General features: G+C 68.6%; 23 protein-coding genes. 11 read left to right on the top strand and 12 right to left on the bottom strand.

The genetic code is table 11. The features are described from left to right. The first annotated feature begins 105 nt into the window (after window positions 1–105). Window positions 106–693, top strand: coding sequence for an alpha-ketoglutarate-dependent dioxygenase AlkB (locus tag GGR66_RS12465; protein WP_184448428.1), 588 nt, complete (start codon window positions 106–108; stop codon window positions 691–693). Between the two features lie 463 nt (window positions 694–1,156). On the opposite strand, the gene GGR66_RS12460 is transcribed toward GGR66_RS12465, so the two are convergent. The 4 genes from GGR66_RS12460 to GGR66_RS12445 form a co-directional block, all read right to left on the bottom strand. After that, a complete protein-coding gene (locus GGR66_RS12460) occupies window positions 1,157–1,831 on the bottom strand; it encodes an ABC-type transport auxiliary lipoprotein family protein (protein ID WP_184448427.1) in 675 nt (224 codons plus the stop codon). Beyond that, on the bottom strand, window positions 1,828–2,754 hold the full coding sequence (locus GGR66_RS12455; RefSeq protein WP_043093283.1) for an MlaD family protein: 927 nt from the start codon (window positions 2,752–2,754) through the stop codon (window positions 1,828–1,830). Before GGR66_RS12455 ends, GGR66_RS12460 begins: the two co-directional genes overlap by 4 nt. Before the next feature lie 4 nt (window positions 2,755–2,758). Beyond that, on the bottom strand, window positions 2,759–3,574 hold the full coding sequence (locus GGR66_RS12450; RefSeq protein WP_160968913.1) for an ABC transporter ATP-binding protein: 816 nt from the start codon (window positions 3,572–3,574) through the stop codon (window positions 2,759–2,761). Between the two features lie 76 nt (window positions 3,575–3,650). Beyond that, window positions 3,651–4,763 carry an ABC transporter permease gene (locus GGR66_RS12445; RefSeq protein WP_160968915.1) on the bottom strand — a complete coding sequence of 371 codons (1,113 nt, stop codon included), beginning with the start codon at window positions 4,761–4,763 and terminating at the stop codon, window positions 3,651–3,653. Between the two features lie 100 nt (window positions 4,764–4,863). Here GGR66_RS12445 and GGR66_RS12440 point away from each other — a divergent pair, with 100 nt between their 5' ends. Next, window positions 4,864–6,123: a threonine/serine exporter family protein gene (locus tag GGR66_RS12440; protein ID WP_160968917.1), complete on the top strand. Its 1,260-nt coding sequence runs from the start codon at window positions 4,864–4,866 to the stop codon at window positions 6,121–6,123. Between the two features lie 60 nt (window positions 6,124–6,183). On the opposite strand, the gene GGR66_RS12435 is transcribed toward GGR66_RS12440, so the two are convergent. The 3 genes from GGR66_RS12435 to GGR66_RS12425 all read right to left on the bottom strand — a co-directional run bounded on the left by GGR66_RS12435 (window position 6,184) and on the right by GGR66_RS12425 (window position 9,074). Then, window positions 6,184–6,648, bottom strand: coding sequence for an H-NS histone family protein (locus GGR66_RS12435; protein ID WP_160968919.1), 465 nt, complete (start codon window positions 6,646–6,648; stop codon window positions 6,184–6,186). A 249-nt stretch (window positions 6,649–6,897) separates the two neighbouring features. Further along, on the bottom strand, window positions 6,898–8,592 hold the full coding sequence (locus GGR66_RS12430; RefSeq protein ID WP_160968921.1) for a proline--tRNA ligase: 1,695 nt from the start codon (window positions 8,590–8,592) through the stop codon (window positions 6,898–6,900). 89 nt (window positions 8,593–8,681) lie between these two features. After that, window positions 8,682–9,074: a DUF4124 domain-containing protein gene (locus GGR66_RS12425; protein ID WP_184448426.1), complete on the bottom strand. Its 393-nt coding sequence runs from the start codon at window positions 9,072–9,074 to the stop codon at window positions 8,682–8,684. 78 nt (window positions 9,075–9,152) lie between these two features. Here GGR66_RS12425 and pssA point away from each other — a divergent pair, with 78 nt between their 5' ends. The 4 genes from pssA to GGR66_RS12405 all read left to right on the top strand — a co-directional run bounded on the left by pssA (window position 9,153) and on the right by GGR66_RS12405 (window position 12,686). Continuing rightward, window positions 9,153–9,929 (top strand): CDP-diacylglycerol--serine O-phosphatidyltransferase, encoded by a 777-nt coding sequence (pssA, locus tag GGR66_RS12420; protein ID WP_048491588.1) that lies wholly within the window; start codon window positions 9,153–9,155, stop codon window positions 9,927–9,929. Window positions 9,930–9,943: 14 nt separating this feature from the next. Beyond that, window positions 9,944–10,414, top strand: a complete 471-nt coding sequence (locus tag GGR66_RS12415) for an alanine acetyltransferase (protein ID WP_184448498.1) — start codon at window positions 9,944–9,946, stop codon at window positions 10,412–10,414. Continuing rightward, the gene (rimI, locus tag GGR66_RS12410; protein WP_160968927.1) at window positions 10,411–10,899 is read left to right on the top strand and encodes a ribosomal protein S18-alanine N-acetyltransferase; all 489 of its coding nucleotides are present in this window, start codon (window positions 10,411–10,413) and stop codon (window positions 10,897–10,899) included. Before GGR66_RS12415 ends, rimI begins: the two co-directional genes overlap by 4 nt. A 632-nt stretch (window positions 10,900–11,531) precedes the next feature. After that, window positions 11,532–12,686: a pectate lyase gene (locus tag GGR66_RS12405; RefSeq protein WP_184448425.1), complete on the top strand. Its 1,155-nt coding sequence runs from the start codon at window positions 11,532–11,534 to the stop codon at window positions 12,684–12,686. Between the two features lie 337 nt (window positions 12,687–13,023). Here the strand turns inward: GGR66_RS12405 and GGR66_RS12400 are convergent, their stop codons facing one another. The 3 genes from GGR66_RS12400 to GGR66_RS12390 all read right to left on the bottom strand — a co-directional run bounded on the left by GGR66_RS12400 (window position 13,024) and on the right by GGR66_RS12390 (window position 18,072). Then, window positions 13,024–15,927, bottom strand: coding sequence for a valine--tRNA ligase (locus GGR66_RS12400; RefSeq protein ID WP_184448424.1), 2,904 nt, complete (start codon window positions 15,925–15,927; stop codon window positions 13,024–13,026). 110 nt (window positions 15,928–16,037) lie between these two features. Further along, window positions 16,038–16,463, bottom strand: a complete 426-nt coding sequence (locus GGR66_RS12395) for a DNA polymerase III subunit chi (protein WP_160968945.1) — start codon at window positions 16,461–16,463, stop codon at window positions 16,038–16,040. Between the two features lie 124 nt (window positions 16,464–16,587). Then, a complete protein-coding gene (locus tag GGR66_RS12390) occupies window positions 16,588–18,072 on the bottom strand; it encodes a leucyl aminopeptidase (protein ID WP_184448423.1) in 1,485 nt (494 codons plus the stop codon). A 107-nt stretch (window positions 18,073–18,179) separates the two neighbouring features. On the opposite strand from GGR66_RS12390, the gene lptF reads away from it, so the two are divergent. The 3 genes from lptF (at window position 18,180) to GGR66_RS12375 (ending at window position 21,305) form a co-directional block, all read left to right on the top strand. Further along, complete coding sequence (lptF, locus tag GGR66_RS12385; RefSeq protein WP_184448422.1) at window positions 18,180–19,265, top strand: LPS export ABC transporter permease LptF; 1,086 nt, start codon at window positions 18,180–18,182, stop codon at window positions 19,263–19,265. Beyond that, window positions 19,262–20,368, top strand: coding sequence for an LPS export ABC transporter permease LptG (gene lptG / locus GGR66_RS12380; RefSeq protein WP_160968937.1), 1,107 nt, complete (start codon window positions 19,262–19,264; stop codon window positions 20,366–20,368). The genes lptF and lptG overlap by 4 nt, the downstream gene beginning before the upstream one ends. Window positions 20,369–20,630: 262 nt before the next feature. Further along, window positions 20,631–21,305: a class I SAM-dependent methyltransferase gene (locus GGR66_RS12375; protein ID WP_221236415.1), complete on the top strand. Its 675-nt coding sequence runs from the start codon at window positions 20,631–20,633 to the stop codon at window positions 21,303–21,305. A 281-nt stretch (window positions 21,306–21,586) separates the two neighbouring features. On the opposite strand, the gene GGR66_RS12370 is transcribed toward GGR66_RS12375, so the two are convergent. Together GGR66_RS12370 and GGR66_RS12365 are read right to left on the bottom strand one after the other, a co-directional pair. Beyond that, window positions 21,587–22,063, bottom strand: coding sequence for an RDD family protein (locus tag GGR66_RS12370; RefSeq protein ID WP_184448420.1), 477 nt, complete (start codon window positions 22,061–22,063; stop codon window positions 21,587–21,589). A gap of 9 nt (window positions 22,064–22,072) precedes the next feature. After that, window positions 22,073–22,264, bottom strand: coding sequence for a hypothetical protein (locus GGR66_RS12365; RefSeq protein WP_184448419.1), 192 nt, complete (start codon window positions 22,262–22,264; stop codon window positions 22,073–22,075). 17 nt (window positions 22,265–22,281) lie between these two features. On the opposite strand from GGR66_RS12365, the gene xerD reads away from it, so the two are divergent. After that, complete coding sequence (xerD, locus tag GGR66_RS12360) at window positions 22,282–23,256, top strand: site-specific tyrosine recombinase XerD (protein WP_184448418.1); 975 nt, start codon at window positions 22,282–22,284, stop codon at window positions 23,254–23,256. A gap of 100 nt (window positions 23,257–23,356) precedes the next feature. After that, complete coding sequence (locus tag GGR66_RS12355) at window positions 23,357–24,163, top strand: DsbC family protein (protein WP_160970262.1); 807 nt, start codon at window positions 23,357–23,359, stop codon at window positions 24,161–24,163. The last annotated feature ends 102 nt before the right edge of the window (window positions 24,164–24,265 follow it).

Raw genomic sequence — 24,265 nt, 5'->3', positions numbered from 1 at the left:
CTCCCGTTGGCTCGTTCTGGCTGCCTGCATTTTCAGGGTTTGCGCGTGAAGGGGCAAATTCCGCACGCCGGCGTATGGTGGGGGCGGGCGTGCTAGCGTGGCGCGATGGAACTGGACCTGCCCGGCGCCGATCTGCGCTGGTATCCCGAGTGGCTGGACCCGACCGCGGCGGCGGCGCTGTGCGCGCAGTTGTTGCGCGAGGTGCCGTGGGAAGTGCACCGGATCCGCCTGTTCGGCAAGCTGGTCGATTCGCCGCGGCTGAGCTGCTGGATCGGCGATGCCGACGCCAGCTACCGCTATTCCGGTACCCGCTTCGCGCCGCATCCGTGGCCGCCGGCGCTGCTGCCGCTGCGTGCGCGGCTGGCGGCCGAGACCGGGGTGGCGTTCAACAGCGTGCTCGCCAACCGCTACCGCGACGGCCGCGATGCGATGGGCTGGCACAGCGACGACGAGCGCGAACTCGGCCCGGCGCCGGTGATCGCCTCGCTGAGCCTGGGCGCGTCGCGTCGCTTCGTGTTGCGCCATCGCGAGCAGCCGGCGCTGCGCCAGGCGTTGGAACTGAGCTCCGGCGGATTGCTGCTGATGGCGGGCGACACCCAGCGCCTGTACCGGCACGCCCTACCGCGCACCGCCAAGCCGGTCGGCGAGCGGATCAACCTGACGTTCCGCCGCATTGCGCCTTCCTTGCCCTGATCCCTTCTCCCTCCGGGAGAAGGTGCCCCGAAGGGGCGGATGAGGGTTCGGGCGCTAGGGATGTGTCTGGAGAAATGACTCCGCAGCCGCCGCACCCTCACCCCCGACCCCTCTCCCGGTGGGAGAGGGGAGCAGAGCGGTCATGGGGGGACTTGATCCCTTCTCCCACCGGGAGAAGGTGCCCCGAAGGGGCGGATGAGGGTTCGGGCGCTAGGGAGGTGTCTGGAGAAATGACTCCGCAGCCGCCGTACCCTCCCTCACCCCGGGCCCCTCTCCCGGTGGGAGAGGGGAGCAGAGCGGTCATGGGGGGACTTGATCCCTTCTCCCTCCGGGAGAAGGTGCCCCGAAGGGGCGGATGAGGGTCGGGTTGCTAAAGAGGTTTCTGGGGAGATGACTCCGCAGCCGCCGTACCCTCACCCCCGGCCCCTCTCCCGGTGGGAGAGGGGAGCAATCAGGGGAGCAATCAGCGCCGCGGCGGCCTCGGGCTGGCCGGCGGCGGAACGCTCGGGGCCATCGCCGTCGCCGCGTCGGCCTGGCCCTGCTGCAGGGTCCAGCCGACCACATCGTGGCCGAGTTGCGACATGGCCTGGCCGAAGGCGTCGACCACCTGCGATTCGGCGATGCCGGCGGCCGGCTGGGTCACCAGGAAGGTGCGCGAGGCGACCACGCGCTGGTCGGCGCTGTACAGCAGTTTGGCATTGAGTTCGATGGTGGCCGACGGCACCGCGCGCCCGGCGTAGTCCGCTTCGAAGCGGCGCAGGTCCAGCAGCAGCTTGTAGTCGGCGCGAATGCCGGTGCCGAGCCGGGCCACGCCGGGGATGCGCCCGGAATCCTCGAACCCGCGCAGCAGCATGTCCTCGAGCATGTCGGTGGCCGGCTGCGCCCAGCTGACGCCGCCGTACACCTGCAGTTCGTCGGGCGTCGGCCGCACCGCGATGCGCGAACTGTCGACCACGCGCGCGGCGCTGGGCTTGGTCAGTGCCAGTTGCCAGCTCACCTGCGGCCAGGTTGGGTCGGCGGTCACCCGCACGTCCGGCGCGTAGATCGTCACCGGCTCCTTGTTGCCGCCGGGCAGCGAGCAGCCGGCCAGCAGCAGGGCCGGCACGGCGAGCAGGAGGAAGGCGCGCATCGGCTTCATTTGGGTTTGAACTCCTTCGGGGCGTCGCGGCCGAGCAGGTAGCGCGCGGGGTTGTTGTCCAGGCGGTCGCTGACCCGGCGCAGGTCGCGGATCAGGCCGCGCAGTTCGGTCAGGGTCGGGCCGAGCTGGCCGAGGCCGTCGTTGGCGAAGCTGTTGATCGCCGAGCGGTTCTCGCCAAGGATCTTGTCGGCATTGCCCGCGGCCGAATCCAGCTTGCTCAGCGTGTCCTCCAGCTTGTCCAGGATCGGCGGCAGCTGCTGCACCAGATTCTGGTCCAGGCGCTGGATGGTGCCGTTGGTGGTCTTGAGCGTGGTGTCCAGGTTGCGCGCGGCGTCGCGCGCGCTGACGATCAGCGACTGCATGCCCTGGTCGCGGTCGGCCAGGCCGCCGCTGATGGTCTCCAGGTTGTGCAGGGTGGCGGTGATGCTGGCGACATTGCGGTCGCTGAGCACTTCGTCCAGGCGTTCGACGATGCGGTTGGCGGTGTCGGTGATGTTCTGCAGCGCCGAGGGCGTGGTCTGGATGATCGGCGCATCGCTGTTGTCGATCGAGGTCAGCGACGGCGCTTCCGGGGTGCCGCCGGAGAGCTGGATGATCGACGGGCCGGTCAGGCTGGTGATGCCCAGCTTGGCGCGGGTGTCGCTCTTGATCGGCGTGGTCGAGTTGACCCGGATCCGCGCCACCACCTGGCGCGGGTCGTTCGGCGCCAGGGTCAGCTCGGTGATCGAGCCCACCGCGATGCCGTTGTACTGCACCGGGCTGCCGACCGACAGGCCGGTCACCGCCTCGCGGAACACCACGCGGTATTCCTGCCAGGTGCGGTCGGAGGAGTACTTGGCGGCCCAGAGTCCGAACAGCAGCAGCGCGATCCCCACCACGATGGTGAAGGCGCCGATCAGCACGTAATTGGCTTTGGTTTCCATGGGCTCAGGGGGTCTCGGTCCAGGCGGTCTTGGCATCGCGCGCGGCGCGCGCGCGCGGGCCGTGGAAATACTCTTGGATCCACGGGTGGTCCACTTGCTCGATCTCGGCCAACGGCGCGTTGGCGATGACCTTGCGGTCGGCCAGCACCGCCACGCGGTCGCAGATAGCGTACAAGGTGTCCAGGTCGTGGGTGATGAGGAACACGGTCAGCCCCAGGGCTTCCTGCAGGGTACGGATCAGCCGGTCGAAGGCGGCCGCGCCGATCGGGTCCAGGCCGGCGGTGGGCTCGTCCAGGAACAGCAGCGGCGGGTCCAGCGCCAACGCACGCGCCAGCCCGGCGCGCTTGCGCATGCCGCCGGACAGTTGCGAGGGCAGCTTGTTCAGCGCATCCGCGGGCAGGCCGGCCAGCTTCACCTTCAGCAGCGCCAGCTCGTAATGCCAGCTGTCGGGCAGTTCGCCGAAATGCTCCTTCAGCGGTACCTGCACGTTCTCGCCGACGGTCAGCGAGGAAAACAGCGCGCCGTCCTGGAACAGCACGCCGGTATTGCGCTCCACGTGCAGGCGATCGGCGCGGCGACCGGAGTCGGTATCGACGCCGAGCACCTGGATCTTGCCGGCATCGGGGTCGCGCAGGCCGAGGATGGTGCGCATCAGCACCGACTTGCCGGTGCCCGAGCCACCGACCACGCCGAGGATCTCGCCGCGGCGCACGTCCAGGTCCAGGTCCTCGTGCACGGTCTGGGTGCCGAAGCGGTTGACCAGGCCGCGGACGGAGATGGCCAATTCGGGATTCGGGATTTGGGATTCGGGATTGGTCAACGCAACCGCTCCCGCCCAGGCGCGTAGCGCCCGGCTTCAACGAATCCCCAATACCCACTCTCCAATCCCGGCTCCATCACCACCCCATGTTCATGAACCACAGCGCGGCGATCGCGTCGATGATGATCACCAGCGAGATCGTCTGCACCACGCTGGAGGTGGTGCGCTCGCCGACGGATTGCGCGGTGCCTTCCACCCGCAGCCCTTCCAGGCAGCCGATCAGGCCGATCACGATGGCGAAGATCGGGGCCTTGGACAGCCCGACCAGCATGTGCCGGATATCGATGGTGTCGTGCATGCGCGCCAGGTACATCTGCGGCGGGATGCCGAGGTCGAAGGCGCCGACGGTGACGCCGCCGGCCAGGCCGGCGATCATCGCCACGAAGGTCAGCAGCGGCAGCATCAGCATCAGCGCCACCAGCCGTGGGATCACCAGCAGGTCCATCGGGTCCAGGCCCAGGGTCTGGATCGCGTCGACCTCTTCGCGTGCCTTCATCGCGCCGATCTGCGCGGTGAACGCACTGGCGGTGCGCCCGGCGAGCACGATCGCGGTGAGCAGCACCGCGAACTCGCGCAGGAAGGCGATGCTGACCAGTTCCACCACATAGATCTCGGCGCCGAAGTCGCGCAGGATGGTCGAGCCGAGGAAGGCGATCACCGCGCCGACCAGATACGACAGCAGCGCCACCAGCGGCACCGCGTCCAGGCCGACCTGCTCCATGTGGTGCACGGTGGAGGTCAGGCGAAAGCGCCGCGGCTCGTGCACCAGGCGCATCATCTTGACCAGGGTCTCGCCGAGGAAGCCGACCAGGGCGACGATTTCCTTGCCGTTGCGGTGCACCGCGTAGCCCAGGCGTTCCAGCGCCGCGGCGAAACCGTAGTCGCGCTTGCGCTTGGGGCGGTCGTCGGCGACGTCCTCGATGGTCGAGACCAGCGCGCGATGGTCCTGGCGGAAATCCAGCGCCTCGTGGGCGATGCCGTTGCGGGTGGCGTAGCGCATCAGCTGCAGCACCCCGGCCGAATCCAGCTGGCCGATGCCGCTGGCGTCGATGCCGGTGGTGCCGGCCGGCATGCCGCGCAGCACTTCCGAGGAGGCCAGGGCCGTGGCCAGGGTCCAACTGCCGGTCAGCCGCACCCGCGAGGGGTCTCGGTCGTCCTGGCTGAGTTTGGGCGGTTGCGGTTCGATCATGGGGGCGTCCGGTGCGCGAGCATACCTGTTTCGCCCGTGTTGCAGATGTGGTGATCGCGACGGGGTGGCCGGGCGCGGCGTTCGCGCCATACTAGCCGACATGCCCGCCGCTCCCACCGTCAGTCCCTCCGCCAACGCGACCTACGCGCAGCGCATCGCCTTCGTCTCGGACATCGCCGGACGACTGCACACCTATGGCACCACCGCGCAGCGGCTGGAGGCGGCGGTGGTGGCGCTGGCGCAGCAGCTGGACCTGGATTGCGAACCCTGGTCCAACCCGACCGGGCTGATCCTCAGCTTCAGCGACCCGACCAAGGCGATCGGCTCCAGCGACATCACCCGCGTGGTGCGGCTGGCGCCGGGCGACAACGATCTGCACAAGCTCAGCGTCGCCGATCGCATCGCCGACGACGTGGCCAGCGGGCGCATGAGCGTGGCCCAGGGCCACACCGCGCTGCGCCAGCTGGACCAGCCGCCGGGGCGGCGCTGGGTGGCGATGCAGGTGCTCGGCTTCGGCCTGGCCGCGGCCGGCGTGGCCGGGCTGTGGCGCCTGCCGTGGCTGGACATCGCCACCGCCACGGTGATCGGCCTGCTGATCGGCGTGCTGACCCAGCTCACCGACAAGCGCCCGGCGACCAAGGAAGCCAACGACGCGCTGGCGGCGCTGCTGGCCGGTTTCGTCGCGACCCTGGTGGCCAGTTTCGTGGCGCCGCTCAATCTCAATACGGTGATCATCGCTTCGCTGGTGGTGCTGCTGCCGGGGATGGCGCTGACCAATGCGGTCAACGAACTGACCAGCCAGCACTGGGTCTCGGGCACGGCGCGCTTCGCCGGCGCGGTCACCACCGTCCTCAAGCTGACCGTCGGCGCGGTGATCGCGGTGACCCTGGCGCAACTGCTCGGCCTGGAGCCGATGGTGAGGGCGTCGCGGCCGCAGCACGGCTGGGTGGAATGGGCCTCGCTGCTGGTCGCCGCCTATGCGTTCGCGCTGCTGTTCAAGGCCAGCGGCCGCGATTATCCATTCGTGATGGCCGCATCGGTGGCCGGTTATGCGATCGCGCGCTTCGCCGGCGACGCCTGGGGCAGCCCGGTCGGCATCTTCCTGTCGGCGATGGTGTTGACTGCGGCCGGCAATCTGTTCGGCCGCATCGTGCACCGGCCAGGGGCCCTGGTCCGGTTGCCGGGCATCATCATGCTGGTGCCCGGCAGCGCCAGTCTGCGCGGACTGTTGACCCTGGTGCAGCAGCAGGACGTGCTCGTCGGGCAATCGGCACTGCTGACGGTGACCAATATCGTGATGGCGCTGGTCGCCGGCCTGCTGTTCGGCAATCTGCTGGTACCGGCGCGCAAGAATCTTTGAATCCGGTAATAAAAAACGCCGGCATGCGCCGGCGTTTTTCACTGCGGTCACCGAGGCGGATCAGGCCTTCGGCGCGGCGCTCTTGCTGGCCTTCTTGGCCACGCGCTTGACCGCCTTCTTGGCGGTTTTCTTGGCCGGCGCGGCGGATTTGGCAGCGCCGCCGGCGATCAGGAAATCGTCGACCTTCTTGCCCTTGGCGACCAGATCGGCCAGCCAGCGCGGCTGCTTGCCGCGGCCGGTCCAGGTTTCGGCGGCATTGGCGGGATTGCGGTATTTCGGCGGAACCTTGCCCAGTTTGCGGCCCGGCTTCGGACCCGGCTTGCCGGCCTTGCGGCCGCGTGCGGCGGGGGCGGCGCCACCGAAGACTTCCTCGATGCTGTAGCCGTGGCTCTTGGCCAGGCGGGTCAGCTGGGTGCGGACCTTGGCGATGGGGGGGCGCTTGGCGACGATGGACTGCTGCTTCTTGGCGGTCTTGATGAGCGCGCCCAATTGCTTGGCCGACAGGCCGCTGAGATCGATGGTCATCTTTACTCCGGAAAATGGGTGGTGGCCGTCCGCCATTCCCTGGCCAGCGAAGAATGATAATGATGTGTTATCGGTTTGACAAATATTCGGCTTATTCCCGGCAGGCATCTGCAAGCGGGATACCGCTGCACCATTTCCCGATCCGCTTATACGGGATGTATTCAATTGCAGCGATATCCGGAGAATTCGCTTGCGAGCGTGATGAGCGCGTAAAGAAAAAGGGCCGGGATAATCTCCCGGCCCCAGACATTACCCCTGCAATCGCGCCAGCAAGGCGGCGCGGTCCAGGTGTTCGGCATCGCCGCCGCTGCGCGCGCGATATTCGAACGTACCGGCGGCCAAACCCCGTTCCGAGACCACCACCCGGTGCGGAACGCCGATCAATTCGATATCCGCGAACATCGCGCCGGGGCGCAGGCCGCGGTCGTCCAGCACCGCATCGAGCCCGGCCTGCTGCAGTTCCGCCAGCAACGCCTCGCCGGCGGCGTCGACCGCCGGGTCGCGCTTGGGATTGATCACGCACACCGCCACCGTCCACGGCGCCATCGGCTGCGGCCAGCGGATGCCGGCGTCGTCGTGGTTCTGCTCGATCGCCGCGGCGACGATGCGGGAAATGCCGATGCCGTAGCAGCCCATCGCCAGCGTCACGGTCTTGCCGTGCTCGTCCACCACGGTGGCATCCAGCGCCTGCGCGTACTGGCGGCCGAGCTGGAATACATGGCCGACCTCGATGCCGCGGGCCAGGCGGATCTCGCCACCGTCGTGGGCGCGTTCGCCCTCGACCACGTTGCGCAGGTCGGCCACGGCGTCCGGTTCCGGCAGGTCGCGGCCCCAGTTGACCCCGGCCAGGTGGAAGCCGCGTTCGTTGGCCCCGACCACGAAGTCGGCCAGCGCCGCGACGTCGCGGTCGGCGACCACGCGGATCGGCTGGCGCGGACCCAGCGGGCCGAGGAAGCCCGGCTCGCTGCCCAGGTGCGCGAGGATCTCGGCCTCGTTGGCCATGCGGTAGCCGGCCAGGCCGGCGACCTTGCCCAGCTTGATCTCGTTGACCGTGTGGTCGCCGCGCACCAGCGCCAGCACGAAGCGCTCGCCGGCCATCACCGCCACCGACTTGACCGTGCGCTGCAGCGGGATGCCGAGCAGCTCGGCCACTGCCTCGCAGGTCTTCTGGGTGGGCGTGGCGACCTTGCGCAGCTCCTCGCTTGCCGCCGCGCGCGGCGCCGGTGCCGCGGCGACCGCGGCTTCGACGTTGGCCGCGTAGTCCGAGCCGGTGGAGAACGCCAGCGAATCCTCGCCGGACTCGGCCAGCACGTGGAATTCCTGCGAGGCGTCGCCGCCGATGTCGCCGGAATCGGCCTGCACCGCGCGGAACTGCAGCCCCAGGCGGGTGAAGATGCGGATGTAGGCCGCCTTCATGTTCTCGTATTCGCGCGCCAGGTCCTCATCGCTCAGGTGGAACGAGTAGGCGTCCTTCATCAGGAACTCGCGCGCGCGCATCACCCCGAAGCGCGGCCGGATCTCGTCGCGGAACTTGGTCTGGATCTGGTAGAAGTTGACCGGCAGCTGCTTGTAGCTGTTGAGTTCCTGGCGCGCGAAATCGGCGGCGGCCTCTTCGGCGGTCGGGCTGTAGCAGTAGTCCTGCTCCTTGCGGTCCTGCATGCGCAGCATCAGCCCGCCGAACTTGCTCCAGCGCCCGGTGGCATCCCACAGCTCGCGCGGCTGGATGGTCGGGAACAGCACTTCCACCGCGCCGGCGCGGTTCATTTCCTCGCGCACCACCGCTTCCACCTTGCGCAGCACGCGCAGGCCCAGCGGCGACCAGGTGTACAGGCCGGAGGCGAGCTTGCGGATCATGCCCGCGCGCAGCATCAGCTGGTGGCTGACCAGTTCGGCGTCGGCCGGGGTTTCCTTGGTGGTGTGCAGGTGGAACTGGGAAAGGCGCATCGAGGGGCTTCGCAGACGGCGGGTCGCCCATTTTGCCAGTCATTGCCGGCGCTGCGGGCATTGCCCGCGGCCGGCGCCGCGCGTTCGGGTTACTTGGCGGGTGCGGCCGCCGGCGAGCAGTAGGCCTTGATCGCGGCCTCGGCCAGGGCCTTCTGCGCGCCGCGCTGGGATTCGTCCAGTTCCCCGTCCGGCTTGCCGTCGCCATCGCTGTCGGTGGTGATCCTGCCGGGCTTGTTGAGGATGTCCAGGTTCTTGCGCGCGGTCAGGCACTGGCCGTTCTCGGCCGGGGCCGCCTCGGGCGTCTCGGCCGGGGCGTCGCCGCGGGTGTCGACCTTGCGGACCTGGTACTTGCCGCCGGGCGGCGGGGTCTCGGCATAGTGGGTGACGCCCTGCGCGTCCTTCCATTGGTACAGGGTGGTGGCGCCGAGCATGCCGCTGACGGCGAGCAGGGGCAGGCAGCAAAACCGGGGCAGGGCGCGCATCGCGGTCTCCAGGGGCGCGGCGGGAGCGCCGATTGCAGCACCCGCCGACGGGCCTGGCAAGTCGATTAGACTGACGGGATGGACTCATCCCGACCGCCCCCCCGTTCGCGCACCATCTACCTGCTGCCGAACCTGTTCACCACCGCCGGCCTGTTCTCCGGTTTCTACGCCATCATCGCCGCCGCCAACGGCCAGTTCGTGCACGCCAGCGTGGCGGTGTTCGTGGCTGCGGTGATGGACGGGCTGGACGGGCGTGTGGCGCGGCTGACCGGCACCAGCAGCGAATTCGGCGTGCAGTACGACTCGCTGGCCGACCTGGTCAGCTTCGGCATGGCGCCGGCGCTGGTGATGTACCACTGGTCGCTGTCGGCGCTGAAGTTCGACGGCAGCATGCTGGGCCGGGTCGGCTGGTCGGCGGCGTTCCTGTACGCGGCCTGCGCCGCGCTGCGCCTGGCCCGCTTCAATACCCAGGTCGGCACGGTCGACAAGCGCTGGTTCGTGGGCCTGGCCAGCCCGGCCGCGGCCGGGCTGATGATGGCCTTCGTCTGGTCCTTCGCCGACGGCTCGCTGGGCTGGGACGGCGAACAACTGCGTTACGTGGCGCTGGGCCTGACCGTGACCGCGGCGCTGCTGATGGTCAGCCGCATCCGTTTCTGGAGCTTCAAGGGCAGTGGCGAGAAGGGCCCGCGCACCGACCGGGTGCCGTTCCTGATGCTGGTGCTGGCGCCGATCGTGCTGGCGGTGCTGGTGATCGACCTGGCGCGGGCGCTGCTGGCGATCGGCGTGTTGTACGCGCTGTCCGGGCCCTGTCTGTGGCTGTGGCGGCGCTGGCGCAAGGTGCCGGACGCGACATGAGCGAGCACGCATCCATGGATGCGCCGTTGTGGTCGGCCGAGCAGGTCGGCTGGCTCCAGGCGCTCGGCCACACCGTGTACGTGGATGCCGCGGCGGTGATCGAACCGGCGCCGACGCCGGAGGTGGAGCCCGTAGCGCCGGTACAGCGGTCGGCGCCCGGATCGGCGCCACCGCGGGGAGGCCGCGCCGCCGAGCTGCCGGCCGCCGAGTTGCCGGAACGGCGCCGCGCGTCGGCGCCGCCGCCACCGGCGGAAGCGCCGGACGCGGTGCGTGCGGCACCTGCGGCAGCGGCGCGTCGGGTCGGCCTGCGCCTGCCCGATCGCCTGCAGATCGCCTTGCTGCGCGCTTCCGGCCTCAATCCCAACGATCCGGCCACGCAGGCGCTGATGGCGACCTGGCCGCTGGACGAACTGCGCGGCAATGCCGCGGCCAAGCGCGCGCTGTGGCCGCAACTGCGCGCGCTGCGCAAGCGGACGCCGCGATGAGCGCGCTCGGGTCGGCGCCTGCGCCAGCGGCCACGCTGCGCGCCTTGCGCGAAACCGATCTGGATGCGGTGATGGAGATCGAGCGCCGCGCCTATCCCTTCCCCTGGACCCGCGGCATCTTCCGCGACTGCCTGCAGGCCGGTTACCCGGGCTGGGTGCTGGTGGAGGAGGGCACGATCGTCGGCTACGGGGTGATCAGCGTCGCCGCCGACGAGGCGCACATCCTCAACGTCTGCGTGGCGCCGGAGCGGCAGTCGCGCGGCTACGGCCGACTGCTGCTGCGCGCGCTGATCAAGTACGGCGTCGACCTCGGCGCGCGCCGGGTATTCCTGGAAGTGCGGCCATCCAATCCCAATGCGATCGCGCTCTATCACAGCGAAGGCTTCAACGAGATCGGCCGGCGCCCGCGCTACTACCCGGCCGCGAACGGCCGCGAGGACGCGCTGGTGATGGCGATCGAGCTGTTCTTCGACGGCATGTCCTGAGGCCTCTGCGCGTCCGCCACGGGCGACGTGCGGTTTCATTCGAGCAGTGCTGCCGCGTGTGTGCGGAAGGCGCCGGCGCAAGCGGCCGGTGTGGGTGAGTGCTGGCCTGCGTCTGGCCGGTGCGATGTACTGCGCTGCGTGCGCGTCGCAACCTGATCTAGGCGATCGCGCTGCAGGCGCTTGGCGATGTCGGCGTCGTGTTCGCTGCGGCCAGTGCACCTGCGTGCTACGTGCCGCGCGTCGATCGGCGATGACCGACGTGTGCCGTCACCCGCCTGTTGTGGTTTTCGCGGCGTTTTTGCGCCGTCGCAGGCGAACTGTGCAATGTCGCCTTCTGTCGGTGGGACAGCGTTGTTGTCCCGCAGCGACGGCGCTGCGGCGCCCTGTTGCGCGCAGGCAATTCGTGCGACGCGGCTCCCATATCGTGCGGCTGGATCGTGGGTGTCTACATCGTCCCTTTACACACGCCGCGCGGTCCCTACAGTGCGCGCCTCTTCGGCGCCTGCCTCCCACGAAGGCATGACCCGCAGTTGTCCGAGGGGACAGCGACCGCGCAGGCGTCGCCGTGCATTCCGCTGCTGCGGAACGCGCGCGCCTGCGTCCAAACCACGCATGCTCACGAGGTTTCCAGGATGACCACGCAGTCCCGCATCGCTCCATCGCCGCGCTCGCCGCTGCGCACCTTCGGCCTGGCCCTGTGCCTGGCCGGCATCGCCGGCGCCGCCCATGCCGACGCCAGCCTGGAGGTCGCCAGCACCGGCTGGGCGACGCAGAACGGCGGCACCAAGGGCGGCTCCAAGGCCGCCGCCGCCGATGTCTACAGCGTCAGCACCGCGGCGCAGCTGAAGGCCGCGCTGAAGGCCAGTGCCGGCAGCAACGGCCGCATCATCAAGGTCAACGGCATCATCGACATCAGCGAAGGCACGCCGTACAGCACCACTGCGGACATGAAGAGCCGCGCGCGCCTGGACGTGCCCACCAAGACCACGCTGATCGGCGTCGGCAGCAACGCCGAGATCCGCGAGGGCTATTTCTACGTCAAGGCCAACGACGTGATCGTGCGCAACCTGACCATCGAGAATCCGTGGGATCCGCAACCGGTGTGGGATCCGAACGACGGCAGCGCCGGCAACTGGAATTCCGAATACGACGGCATGACCATCGAGGGTGCCAGCAACGTGTGGGTGGACCATGTGACCTTCACCGACGGCCGCCGCACCGACGACCAGAACGGCACCGCCAACGGCCGGCCCAAACAGCACCACGACGGCGCGCTGGACATCAAGAAGGGCGCCAACTACGTCACCGTGTCCTACTCGGCGTTCAAGTCGCACGAGAAGAACAACCTGATCGGCTCCAGCGACAGCGCCTCCAGCACCGACAGCGGCAAGCTCAAGGTGACCATCCACAACACCCTGTTCGAGAACATCTCCGCGCGCGCGCCGCGGGTGCGCTTCGGTCAGGTACACCTCTACAACAACTACCACGTGGGCAGCACCAGCAACGCGGTGTATCCGTTCTCCTACGCGCACGGCGTGGGCAAGGAATCGAAGATCTTCTCCGAGAACAACGTGTTCGACATCAGCGGCGTGAGCAGCTGCGACAAGATCGCGGCCGATTACGGCGGCAGCGTCTACCGCGACTTCGGCTCGCTGCTCAACGGCCAGGCGCTGACCTGTTCCTGGAACAACAACATCGGCTGGACCCCGCCGTACACCTATTCGCTGCTGCCGGCGAACAAGGTGGCGGCGGACGTCAAGGCCAAGGCCGGCGCCGGCAAGCTCTGAGTGCGTCGCTGCGCTGCCGCCCGCAAGGCCGGGCGGCGGCGTTGCGCGCGTTCGTGGAATGTCAGTGATCAGGCGCGGAGCCGCTTTTATCGTTGGCCGCTCTCGTTGCAGATGCGTTGTGGGAGCCAACTGTAGGAGCGACTCCAGGCAGATCCAATAACGACGAGCCTCACTGCAGGAGCGGTTTCGGCCGCGACAAACAGCACCGCTTGCCGTTTGATGGTGCAGCGCGTCGGGACTGAAGTCCCTCCCACATCGCGCGTTCGTCGCAGCGCGATGCTGCATGACGACGCCTCCGCCACCGCCGTGATGGGCGGAGGCGGCCCAATCGCTCGCGTTACAGCTTGGCGCGCTGCTCGCGCAGGCCGTCCAGCTGCGCGCTCCAGTCGGCCAGGCGCTGGCGTTCCTGCTCGATCACCGCGGCCGGCACCTTGTCGGTGAACTTGCCCAGCTTGGCTTCGCTCTTGTCCTTCTCGGACGCGACGCGGGCGATCTCCTTGTCCAGGCGCAGGCGTTCGGCATCCAGGTCGACCAGGCCTTCCAGCGGCACCAGCAGTTTCAGTTCGCCGACGATCGCGGTGGCTGCGGCCGGCGCGGTCGCGCCGTCGTCCAGCCACTGGATGGCCTCGAGCTTGAGCAGGAAGCGCAGTTGCGCGGCAAAGCGTTCGACCCGCGCGCGGTCCTGCGCCTGGCCGCCCTGCAGCAGCAGCGGCACCTGCCGCGACGGCGCCACCTGCAATTCGCTGCGCACGCGGCGCAGCGCCGACACCATCGCTTTCAGCCATTCCACGTCGGCCGCGGCGCCGGCATAGGCGGCCACGTCCATCGCCGCCGCATCCGGGTACGGCTGCAGCGAGATGGTCGGCGCGGCGATGCCCAGGCGCGGCGCCACCTGCTGCCACAGTTCCTCGGTGACGAACGGGGTCAGCGGATGCAGCAGGCGCAGCAGGGTTTCCAGCACATGCAGCAAGGTGTGGCGGGTACTGTCGGCGGCGGCCGCGTCGTCGCCGTTCAGCGCCGGCTTGGTCAGTTCCAGGAACCAGTCGCAGAACTCGTTCCAGGCGAATTCGTACAGGCACTGCGCGAGCAGGTCGAAGCGGTACGCGGCGAACTGCGCCTGCGCTTCGGCAGTGACCGCCTGCAGGCGCAGCAGGATCCACTTCTCGGCATCGGTCACCGGCTGTTGCGTGGCTGAACCGGCATTCAAAGCGGTGTCCGCGTGGTTCGCCATCTGGGCGCGTGGCGACGCGTTCGTGATTGTCGCCGCGTCCGCATCTTCCTGGCGCGTGTTCATCAGCACGAAGCGGCTGGCGTTCCACAGCTTGTTGCAGAAATTCTTGTATCCCTCGGCGCGGCCCAGGTCGAACTTGATGTCGCGGCCGTGGCCGGCCAGCGCGGCGATGGTGAAGCGCAGCGCATCGGCGCCGTGGGCGATGATGCCCTCGGGGAATTCCTTGCGCGTGGCCTTCTCGATCTTCTCGGCCATGCGCGGTTGCATCAGCCCGGTGGTGCGCTTGGCGACCAGGTCCTCGATGCTGATGCCGTCGATGATGTCCAGCGGATCGAGCACGTTGCCCTTGGACTTGGACATCTTCTGCCCGTCCTTGTCGCGGATCAGGCCGGTGATGTAGACGTCGCGGAACGGCACCTTCCCGGTGAAGCTGTCGGTGGCCATGATCATGCGCGCCACCCAGAAGAAGATGATGTCGAAGCCGGTGACCAGCACGCTCGACGGCAGGTAGCGGTCGAAGCCGCGCTCGGCCATCGCCTGCGGCTCCGGCCAGCCCATGGTCGCGAACGGCCACAGCTGCGAGGAGAACCAGGTCTCCAGCACGTCGCTGTCCTGGTGCAGGGCGACGTCGGCGCCGAGGCCAGCCTTGGCGCGCGCATCGGCCTCGTCGCGGCCGACGTAGCAGTTGCCGGCGTTGTCGAACCAGGCCGGAATGCGATGGCCCCACCACAGCTGGCGGCTGATGCACCAGTCCTGGATGTTCTCCATCCAGTGGCGATAGGTGTTGATCCAGTTCGGCGGCACGAACTGGATCTGCCCGGACTCGACCAGTTCCAGGCCGCGCTTGGCCAGCGCGTCCATCTTCACGAACCACTGGTCGGTCAGGTACGGCTCGATCACCTGGCCGGTACGGTCGCCGCGCGGCACCTGCAGCTTGTGCGGCTTGGTCTCGACCAGGATGCCGAGGTCTTCGAGGTCGGCCAGCACCGCCTTGCGCGCATCGTAGCGGTCCAGGCCGCGGTACGGCTCCGGCACGCTGTCGTTGAGCGCGGCGGTCGGGGTGAACAGGTTGATCATCGGCAACCCATGCCGCACGCCGACCTGGTAGTCGTTGAAGTCGTGCGCCGGGGTCACCTTGACCACGCCGGTGCCGAACGCGCGGTCGACGTAGTCGTCGCCGATCACCGGCACGCGGCGGCCGGTCAGCGGCAGTGTCACCGTCTTGCCGATCAGGTGCGCGTAGCGCGCATCCTCGGGGTGCACCATGACCGCGGTATCGCCGAGCAGGGTTTCGGGGCGGGTGGTGGCGACCACCAGGTAGTCGCGGGTCTCGCGCAGGGTCTCGTGGCCGTCGGCGTCGTGCTCGACGTGCTCGTAGCTGGCGCCATCTTCCAGTTTGTAGGCGATCGACCACAGGAAGCCGTCTTCCTCCACGTTCTCCACTTCCAGGTCGGAGATCGCGGTCTTCAGCACCGGGTCCCAGTTGACCAGGCGCTGGCCGCGGTAGATCAGGCCCTGTTCGTGCCAGCGCACGAAGGCCTCGATCACCGCCGCCGACGGCTGCGGATCCATGGTGAAGGTGCTGCGCGACCAGTCGGCCGAGGTGCCGAGGCGGCGCATCTGCCGCTCGATGGTGTCGCCGGAGTGCTGCTTCCACTCCCAGACCTTGGCGATGAAGCCGTCGCGGCCCAGCGAATCGCGGGTCTCGCCCTTGCCTTCCAGGGTCAGGTTGCGCGACACCACCATCTCGGTGGCGATGCCGGCGTGGTCGCTGCCGACCTGCCACAGCGTGTCGAAGCCGCGCATGCGGTGGTAGCGCACCAGGGCATCCATCAGCGTCTGCTGGAAGGCGTGGCCCATGTGCAGCGTGCCGGTCACGTTCGGCGGCGGCAGCAGCACGGTATACGGTTCGCCCTTCCCGGACGGCGCGAAGTAACCGGACGCTTCCCATTGCGCGTACAGGCGCGATTCGAAGGACTTGGGATCGTAGCTGGAGGCGAGGGTGGTCATGGGGAAGCCGGGATTGGGGAGTCGTGATTCGGGATTCGTTGCCGTGCGGTGCCGATGATGGGGTGGGGCAGGGACCCATCCCGAATCCCCAATCCCCAATCCCGGCTCCATCACATATCGTGCTTGCTGACCGCGTAGCCCTGGGCCTTGTACTGCTTCCAGCGCTCGCGCAGCGGTTCGCGCGCGGACGGGTCGGCCGGGACCACTTCCAGTACGCGCTCGCAGGCGCCCAGGTAGGGCGCATCGCGCAGGTTGATCACCAGCGGGCGTTCCGGCGCGTCGACACCGGGCGGGACGATCAGCACCTGCGCCTCTTCTTCGTCGGCATCGGCGTCGGCGATCTGGTGCGGGATGTAGGCGTCGGCATCGAACGCCCACAACAGCTCGTCCAGTTCCTCGGCCTGGGCCATGTCGCGCGCCAGCACCAGCGTCCACAGGTTGGCGTCGTTGGCCTTGCGCGCCAGCTCGCACACCAGTCGCAACGGTTCGTTGAGGAACCGCGGCTTGGCGATCAGATAGAAGTCGGCGCGCATCAGGGCAGGGATTCGTTGTTCGGGATTGGGGATTGGCAACCGCGGATCACGGTCGCCTGCCAGAGCAAGAGGCGCGGAAAGGGAACACGGAGGCGCCTTTCACGAATCCCCAATCCCGACTCCCCAATCACGCCGCGCCGCCTGCAACGCGGTCGAGCAACCACTGCGACAGCAGGCCCACCGGCCGGCCGGTGGCCATGCCGCGCTTGCCTTCGTCGCTGGCCACGCCGGCGATGTCCAGGTGCGCCCAGCGCTGGCCTTCGGTGAAGCGCGACAGGAAGCAGCCGGCGGTGATCGCGCCGGCCCAGCGGCCGCCGATGTTGTAGACGTCGGCGAAGCTGGAATCCAGCAGGCCCTGGTACTCGTCCCACAGCGGCAGGCGCCAGGCGCGGTCGAACACGTGCTCGCCGGCGGCCAGCAGTTCAGCGGCCAGGTCGTCGTGCTTGCTCATCAGGCCGGCGGTCTGGTGGCCGAGGGCGACCATACAGGCGCCGGTGAGGGTGGCCACGTCGATCAGCGCCGCAGGCTTGAAGCGTTCGGCGTAGGTCAGCGCGTCGCACAGGATCAGGCGGCCTTCGGCGTCGGTGTTGCCGACCTCGATGGTCTTGCCAGACATGCTGGTGATCACGTCCGACGGGCGGTAGGCGTTGCCGTCGATCGCGTTCTCCACCGCCGGCACCACCACCACCAGGTTCAGCGGCAGGCGCGCGGTCGCGGCGGCGACGAAGGTGCCGATGACGTTGGCGCCACCGCACATGTCGTACTTCATCTCCTCGATGCCGCCCTGGGTCTTCAGGTTGACGCCGCCGGTGTCGAAGGTGATGCCCTTGCCGACCAGCACGTAGGGCTGGGCGTCGCCGCCACCGTTCCACTTCAGCACCAGCAGCCGTGGGCGGTTGGCCGAGCCGCGCGCCACCGCCAGCAGCGAGCCCATGCCCAGTTCCTGCATCTGCGTCTCGTCGAGGATCTCGGCCTCGGCGCCCTCCACGCCTTGGGCGAAGGCGGCCGCGGTCTCGGCCAGGTAGGCCGGGGTGCACAGGTTCGGCGGCAGGTTGCCGAGTTCGCGGGCGAACGTCACGCCGGCGGCGATCGCTTCGCCCTGGGCCAGCGCGGTGGCGTCGTTGCCGTGCACGGCCAGGCGGGCGAGGCCGCTGTCGTCGGGCTTCTTCTTGCCGAGGGTGGCGGTGTAGCGGTAGCAGGCGTGGTCGCTGGCGATCACCGCCTGGCGGATCGCCCAGGCCTGGTCGCGGCCCTTCACCTCCAGCTCGCTCAGGGTCAGCAGCGCGCTGCCCGCCGGCCCGCTCTTGAGGGCGCGCGCGGCGTCGCCGATCGCCTTCAGGTACTGCGGCACGCCGAACTTGGCGGCGTCGCCCAGGCCCACGGCCAGCACCCGCGGCGCCTTCACGCCGGGCAGGTCGTGGAGCAGGGCGGTAGCGCCGGTCTTGCCGCTGACGTCGCCGCGCTCGGCCAGGGCGGTCAGGCGTCCGCCGCTGGCCGCGTCCAGGGCCTGGGCGGCCGGGGACAGGCGCTTGTCGGCGAACACGCCGACGACGATGCAGTCGAACGCCGCGGTGGCCGGGGCGTCGTGGTTCAGGGTGAATTCCAGGGCCATTGATCAGATTCCGTTGGCAAATCCGTACAATCGCGGACTCTTTACCCCCAGTCGGATAGGCTGGGGCAGCCGCGAACGAATCCGAGAGTTTAAATCAACCCACCCCCATGCCGAAGCTCGATCGATACCTGCTGCGCGATTTCGTCCAGAGCTTCTCTGCCACCCTGATCGTGCTGCTGGTGGTCAGCGTCGGTGGTGTGCTGGTGGACATCCTGGGCAACATCGCCGATGGCCGCATCCCGGCCAAGTTGTTGTTTTCACAGCTGGGCCTGCAGTTCGTGGTGTACCTGCCGCTGATCCTGCCGCTGGCGCTGATGCTGGGCCTGCTGCTGGCGCTCGCGCGCCTGTACCGCGACTCGGAAATGGCCGTGATCACCGCCATCGGCGTCGGTCCGCGGCGCCTGCTGCGGCCGATCCTGATGCTGGTGATCCCGGTGGTGACCCTGGTCGGCATGTGCTCGCTGTGGCTGGGCCCCTGGGCCGACCGCACCTCCGACCGGCTGATCGACGAGGCCAACCACAGCCTGCTGATGGCCGGGCTGGAGGCGGGGCGCTTCACCCCGCTGTCCGATGGCGGCATCGTCTACATCAGCACCCTGTCCGGGGACGGCACCAAGCTCAGCAAGGTGTTCATGCAGCGCCAGAAGGACGGCCGCCTGGACGTGGTCACCGCGCAGCGCGGCGCCATGTTCTTCGAGGGCAAGGCCGACCGCTACCTGCGCCTGGAGGATGGCTACCGGGTCGAGGGGCCGCTGGCCGGCGACGGGCTGGACTACCGGATGATGCGGTTCGTCAGCAACGACGTGGCGCTGCCCGACCGCAACGCCGCGCGCAAGGACGATGACCCCGAACTGCTGCCCACCGGCAAGCTGATCGGCGATCCGCGCCCGCAGGCCAATGCGCAGTTGCACGCGCGCCTGGCACCGCCGTTGCTGGCGCTGGCCTTCGCCCTGCTGACCCTGCCGCTGTCGCGCAGTTCGCCGCGGCAGCAGCGCTACGGCCGGATCATGCTGGCGTTCCTGGCCTACCTGGTCGGCACCAACCTGATGTTCCTCGGCACCCAGTGGCTGAGCACCGAGAAGCTGCCACGTGCGCTCGGCCTGTGGTGGCTGACGCTGCCGTTGCTGGCGCTGTCGGTGTGGATGTACCTGCGCGATGGCCGGCTGTCGCGGCCGCGGAGGCAGGCGGCATGAGGCTGCGTCCGAACCTGCACGATGTGTACGTGGGCCGCGCCGTGCTCGGCACGGTGCTGCTGACCTGGGCGGTGCTGCTGGGCCTGGACGTGATCATGGCCCTGTCCAACGAGTTCAAGGTCATCGGCACCGGCAGCTACAGCCTGGGCCATGCCGCTGCCTTCGTGGCCTACACGGTGCCGCGCCGCGCCTACACCCTGTTCCCGACCGGCGCGGTGATCGGCGTGCTGATGGGCCTGGGCCAGCTCGCCGCCACCTCCGAACTGACCGCGCTGCGCGCGCTGGGCCTGTCGCGGCGCCGGCTGAGCCTGGCCGCGGCCTCGACCATGGCGGTGCTGACCGTGGCCATGGTGTTCAACGGCGAGACCCTGGCGCCGTGGGCGCAGAACCAGGCCGACGCGATCAAGGCCAACGCCAAGTACAACGGCGACATGAGCATGGCCCGCTATTCCGGGCTGTGGGCGCGCGAGGGCAACACCTTCCTCAATGCCCAGGCCGGCGAAGAGCACCTGGAGGACGACGGCGGCACCTGGCTGGAGTTGCGCGACGTGCGCCTGTACACGCTGGACGAGAGCGGCCGGCTGGCCTCGCTGACCCACGCCGCCATCGCCGAGCACCGTCACAGCAGTTGGACCCTCAAGCAGGCCTACCGCGACACCTTCGCCGAGCGCTCGGTGCAGCGCGAGAAGTTCGACAGCCTGCCGTGGCAATCGCGCCTGGATGCGGCGGCACTGGCCTCGGGCCTGGCCAAGCCGCGCAACCTGTCGGCGCGCGACCTGCACACCAGCATCGAATACCGCCGCCGCAACGGCCTGGACGCGCGCGACTACGAGGATCAGTACTGGAGCCGTTGGTTCTATCCGCTGAACGTGCTGGCGCTGTGCTTCGCCGCGATCCCGTTCGCGTTCGGCGCGCTGCGCAGCGGCGGCATGGGCAAGCGCCTGTTCCTGGGCATCCTGTTCGCGCTGGTGTTCTGGCTCCTGCAGCTGTTCTTCGGACGCATGGCCGGCGCCCTGAAGTTCGACTACCGCATCGCCTACGCCTTGCCGCCCTTGGTGATGTTGACCGTGTCCTGGTTGCTGTTCCGCAAACGCAGCAGTTAGTGCATGTCGTCCATGCGGCTCCGGGCACTGCCGAGCCTGGAGTTCCGCAGCCGTTTGGGGCCTGCATCGGCGTTGGTCGTCGACATCGGGCGCCCTTTACCCCGTCTGCCTGATGCGGCAATAATCGTGCGCGTTCTGCAGGGGTGGCAGTGCCTGTGTGCCCCATCATTGGCGGTCTTTCGAGCGGCGTTGTCCGTCGGCTCGATGAAGGCTGAAATCGTGTAATTGCCACCTGGAAGGGTTTTCGATGCATCCCACTGCAATGAGCAATGGCCAGCGTTTTTTTGACGCTTACTCCGAGCCATTCAAGAGTCAATCGAGCGTCAAGGTCGTCGAGATCGGATCCAGGAATTTCAACGGCACCTTGCGCCAGGTCACGCCGGAGCAGTTCGAGTACATCGGTGTGGATTTTGCCAGTGGCGATGGCGTCGATGTCGTGCTGGATTCGCCGTATTCGCTTCCGTTCGACGATGCCTCCATCGACATGGTGCTGTCGAGCAGTTGCCTCGAACATTCGGAAATGTTCTGGGTTGTGTTCCTGGAGATCCTGCGAGTCCTCAAGCCGGGTGGGCTGTGCTACCTGAATACGCCGTCGAACGGCGATTTCCATCGATATCCGGTCGATTGCTGGCGATTCTATCCGGATGCCGGTCAGGCGTTGGTCACTTGGGCGAAGTGGAACAAGATCGATGCGGTGCTGCTCGAGTCCTACGTCAGCAATCAGTATCTGGACCAATGGAACGACTGCGTCACCGTCTTCCTGAAGGACGCGCAGCATCTCGAGCGCTACCCGACCCGGATCCTGGACACGTTCCAGGATTTCCGCAACGGCACGAAGCATGGCGTCGACGGATTCTTGAATCTCAGCGACTCGCCCGAGGACAGGGTCAGGTTGGCGGTCATCGAGCGGGTCGTGACCGGACAAACCAAGGTTTAGCCAACCGTCGCGCTGGTCACCGCATTGGCGCAGGCGCGGCATGCCGGGTTCTCTCGGTCGGGTCATGCGCCATGGCGGCGTTGTGCAACGCCGCGTGCGTCTTCGGGCGCGCCGCTGCGGCACTGACGGGTATAAGTTGTCGGCGCACCGCCGCGCGCCGGCGCAGTGCGGTCAGGATTTCGTTTTGGGCTGACGCGTCAGCCGTGTGCCGCTGATGCGGTCATGTCGCGCCACAGAGATCACGACGCGGCAGGCGCATTTGGCGCGCCCATGTGCTGGGATCAGGGTTTGGCTTTCGGCAGTCGTGTCAGAGTGGTGCCGCTGGCTCTGTCATGCCACGTCAATCGCTCCCGATCGACCAGCGCCCACCAGAACCCCAGCCCGCCCAGCAGCAACGACACGGTGCCGACCAGATAGCGGCGCCACAGCGCGCCCCAGCTCGGTGTGGTGCCGTCGGCGCCGTGCAGGCGCAGCCGCCACGGGCGCATGCCCAGGGTCTGGCCGCCGCGACGCCAGCTCAGCGTCGCGTACAAGCCGGCCACCACCCAGCAGCACAGCCACAGCAGCCACTGCAGGGTGCTGAACGGCGCGATGTTCTCGCGCGGCGCATGGCCCTCCAGCGCGTAGCCGAGCGTAAACAGCGCCGAGATCACGAACCACAGCGCCAGCACCGGCCAGGCGTCGTAGAACAGTGCCAGCAGCCGCCACAGCAGCAGCGCGCGTGGATGGGGGGCGGAAGCGGGAGGCGATGCGCTCATCGGCACAGCTTAGAGCCAGTCGCGCGCGTTGCGGTGGACCGTGCACATCGCAGCGGTGCTGCTGGCGCACGCCATCCCGGTGCGCTGCCCGGCCACGTCGACCTTGCACACCCAGGCAAAGTGGCTAGGCTTTTCCCAGTCCCAGTCCCAGTCCCAGTCCCAGTCCCAGTCCCAGTCCCAGTCCCAGTCTCCAGTCCCCAATCCCCAATCCCGCCCGCATGCCCTCCCTGCATTCCCCCGCCGAACGCCGTCAGCAGACGCAATGGCTCGCGCCGCTGCGCGAGGCCGATGCGGTGGCGATCCAGCAGTTCCTGGATGCGGCCTGGGCCGAGCAGGGGCTGGCGCGGCAGAGCCTGGACAGCTACCGCCGCGACCTGGAGGGCTTCGCGCGCTGGCGCGACGGCGCCGGTGGCGGCCTGGCCGGTGCCGATCGGCAGGCGCTGTTCGACTATCTGGCCTGGCGCACCGAGTTGGGTTATTCGCCGCGCAGCAATGCGCGCTGGCTGTCGTCGCTGCGCGCGTTCTTCGCGCTGCGCGTGCGCCGCGGCGAGCGCGGCGACGATCCGACCGCGCTGCTGGAGCCGCCGCGGCTGCCGCGTTCGCTGCCCAAGGCGCTGGCCGAGAGCCAGATCGATGCGCTGCTGGCGGCGCCGGACGCGACCGCGCCGGCCGGGCTGCGCGACCGCGCCATGCTCGAGCTGATGTACGCCGCCGGCCTGCGCGTCAGCGAGTTGGTGAACCTGCCGGCCAATGCGGTGAACCTGCGCCAGGGCGTGCTGCGGGTCACCGGCAAGGGCAGCAAGGAGCGGCTGGTGCCGCTGGGCGAGGAATCGCAGCACTGGCTGCAGCGCTACCTGGACAGCGCGCGCCCGGCGCTGGCGGCCGGGCAGCCGGTGCCGGCCAGCGACGGCGTGGTGCCGCTGTTCATCGACGCCGCGCGGCGCGCGCTGACACGCCAGCAGTTCTGGGTGCTGGTCAAGCGTTATGCCGCGGTGGCCGGGATCGATCCGGCGCGGATCAGCCCGCACGGCCTGCGCCACAGCTTCGCCACGCATCTGCTCAACCGCGGCGCCGACCTGCGCGCGCTGCAGATGCTGCTCGGCCACAGTTCGCTGTCCACCACCCAGATCTACACCCTGGTCGCGCGCGAACATCTGCAGAGCCTGCACCGCAAGCATCATCCGCGCGGTTGAGCGCCGCCGCAGCGCCTGCGCTGGCCGCTCAGCCTGTCTACATGGACCGTGCCGGGGGGTGTGCGACAATCGGGCGATTCGCAGCCCTCATGGATCGCCAATGCTCCGTTTTGCTTTTTGCGCGCTGTTGGGCGCGGCTTCGCTCTCCGCCTGCGCACAGTCCACCACGCCTCCGGCCGGTGCGGCCGCCTCGGCCAAGTCCGCACCCGCCGCCAGCGGCGCGCCGGGAGAGCAGCGCGTGCGTTCGGCGCTGTTGCAGCTGGATCCCAACTTCAAGCCCGACTACATCGGCGCAGCGCCGTTCCCGGGCTTCCGCGAAGTGGTGGTCGGTGGGCAGGTGCTGTACGTGTCCGACGACGGCCGCTATCTGTTCCAGGCGCAGCCGTTCGACATCCAGGAAAAGCAGCTCACCTCCAGCGAGGGCCTGCTGAGCTATCGCCGCAAGCTGCTGGAGTCGGCGCCGCGTGCCGATCGCATCGTCTTCGCCCCGGCCAATCCCAAGTACACCATCAGCGTGTTCACCGACATCGAATGCGGCTACTGCCGCAAGCTGCACAGCGAGATCGGCGAGCTCAACAAGCAGGGCATCGCCGTGGAATACCTGGCGTTCCCGCGCATGGGCCTGGGCAGCCAGGACTACAAGGACATGGTCGCGGTGTGGTGCGCGGCGGACAAGAAGCAGGCGCTGACCGAGGCCAAGAGCAGCGGCAAGGTGCCGGGCGCGACCAACTGCAAGAACCCGGTGACCATGCAGTACAACCTGGGCCAGCGCCTGGGCGTCAACGGCACCCCGGCGATCTTCGCCCCGGACGGCACCCAGATCGGCGGCTACCTGCCCCCGGCCAAGATGCGCGAAGCGCTGGACAAGCGCGCGGCGGAAGCGGCGAAGGCTGGCGGAAGCCGTTAAGGGCCGCGCACGGGGATTCGGCATTCGGGATTGGGGATTCGCTGGAGCGCTGCTGCGGCGAACTCCAACGCGTGGTCGTCCCGCATCCCGAGCCGGGAGCCT

The organism is Xanthomonas sp. 3498, assembly GCF_014199795.1.
GTDB lineage: Bacteria > Pseudomonadota > Gammaproteobacteria > Xanthomonadales > Xanthomonadaceae > Xanthomonas_A > Xanthomonas_A rydalmerensis.
The sequence above is the reverse complement of the archived record's forward strand: the minus strand, read 5'-3'. Positions and strand labels throughout refer to the sequence as shown.

Bases quoted from the DNA above. Each gene is read 5' to 3' on its own strand.
- GGR66_RS12435 (WP_160968919.1), bottom strand. From the start codon at position 6,648: ATGACCATCGATCTCAGCGGCCTGTCGGCCAAGCAATTGGGCGCGCTC.
- GGR66_RS12460 (WP_184448427.1), bottom strand. From the start codon at position 1,831: ATGAAGCCGATGCGCGCCTTCCTCCTGCTCGCCGTGCCGGCCCTGCTG.
- GGR66_RS12355 (WP_160970262.1), top strand. From the start codon at position 23,357: ATGCTCCGTTTTGCTTTTTGCGCGCTGTTGGGCGCGGCTTCGCTCTCC.
- GGR66_RS12425 (WP_184448426.1), bottom strand. From the start codon at position 9,074: ATGCGCGCCCTGCCCCGGTTTTGCTGCCTGCCCCTGCTCGCCGTCAGC.
- GGR66_RS12465 (WP_184448428.1), top strand. From the start codon at position 106: ATGGAACTGGACCTGCCCGGCGCCGATCTGCGCTGGTATCCCGAGTGG.
- GGR66_RS12455 (WP_043093283.1), bottom strand. From the start codon at position 2,754: ATGGAAACCAAAGCCAATTACGTGCTGATCGGCGCCTTCACCATCGTG.
- GGR66_RS12445 (WP_160968915.1), bottom strand. From the start codon at position 4,763: ATGATCGAACCGCAACCGCCCAAACTCAGCCAGGACGACCGAGACCCC.
- GGR66_RS12390 (WP_184448423.1), bottom strand. From the start codon at position 18,072: ATGGCCCTGGAATTCACCCTGAACCACGACGCCCCGGCCACCGCGGCG.
- GGR66_RS12405 (WP_184448425.1), top strand. From the start codon at position 11,532: ATGACCACGCAGTCCCGCATCGCTCCATCGCCGCGCTCGCCGCTGCGC.
- GGR66_RS12440 (WP_160968917.1), top strand. From the start codon at position 4,864: ATGCCCGCCGCTCCCACCGTCAGTCCCTCCGCCAACGCGACCTACGCG.
- pssA (WP_048491588.1), top strand. From the start codon at position 9,153: ATGGACTCATCCCGACCGCCCCCCCGTTCGCGCACCATCTACCTGCTG.
- GGR66_RS12430 (WP_160968921.1), bottom strand. From the start codon at position 8,592: ATGCGCCTTTCCCAGTTCCACCTGCACACCACCAAGGAAACCCCGGCC.
- rimI (WP_160968927.1), top strand. From the start codon at position 10,411: ATGAGCGCGCTCGGGTCGGCGCCTGCGCCAGCGGCCACGCTGCGCGCC.
- lptG (WP_160968937.1), top strand. From the start codon at position 19,262: ATGAGGCTGCGTCCGAACCTGCACGATGTGTACGTGGGCCGCGCCGTG.
- GGR66_RS12370 (WP_184448420.1), bottom strand. From the start codon at position 22,063: ATGAGCGCATCGCCTCCCGCTTCCGCCCCCCATCCACGCGCGCTGCTG.
- lptF (WP_184448422.1), top strand. From the start codon at position 18,180: ATGCCGAAGCTCGATCGATACCTGCTGCGCGATTTCGTCCAGAGCTTC.
- GGR66_RS12375 (WP_221236415.1), top strand. From the start codon at position 20,631: ATGAGCAATGGCCAGCGTTTTTTTGACGCTTACTCCGAGCCATTCAAG.
- GGR66_RS12400 (WP_184448424.1), bottom strand. From the start codon at position 15,927: ATGACCACCCTCGCCTCCAGCTACGATCCCAAGTCCTTCGAATCGCGC.
- xerD (WP_184448418.1), top strand. From the start codon at position 22,282: ATGCCCTCCCTGCATTCCCCCGCCGAACGCCGTCAGCAGACGCAATGG.
- GGR66_RS12415 (WP_184448498.1), top strand. From the start codon at position 9,944: ATGGATGCGCCGTTGTGGTCGGCCGAGCAGGTCGGCTGGCTCCAGGCG.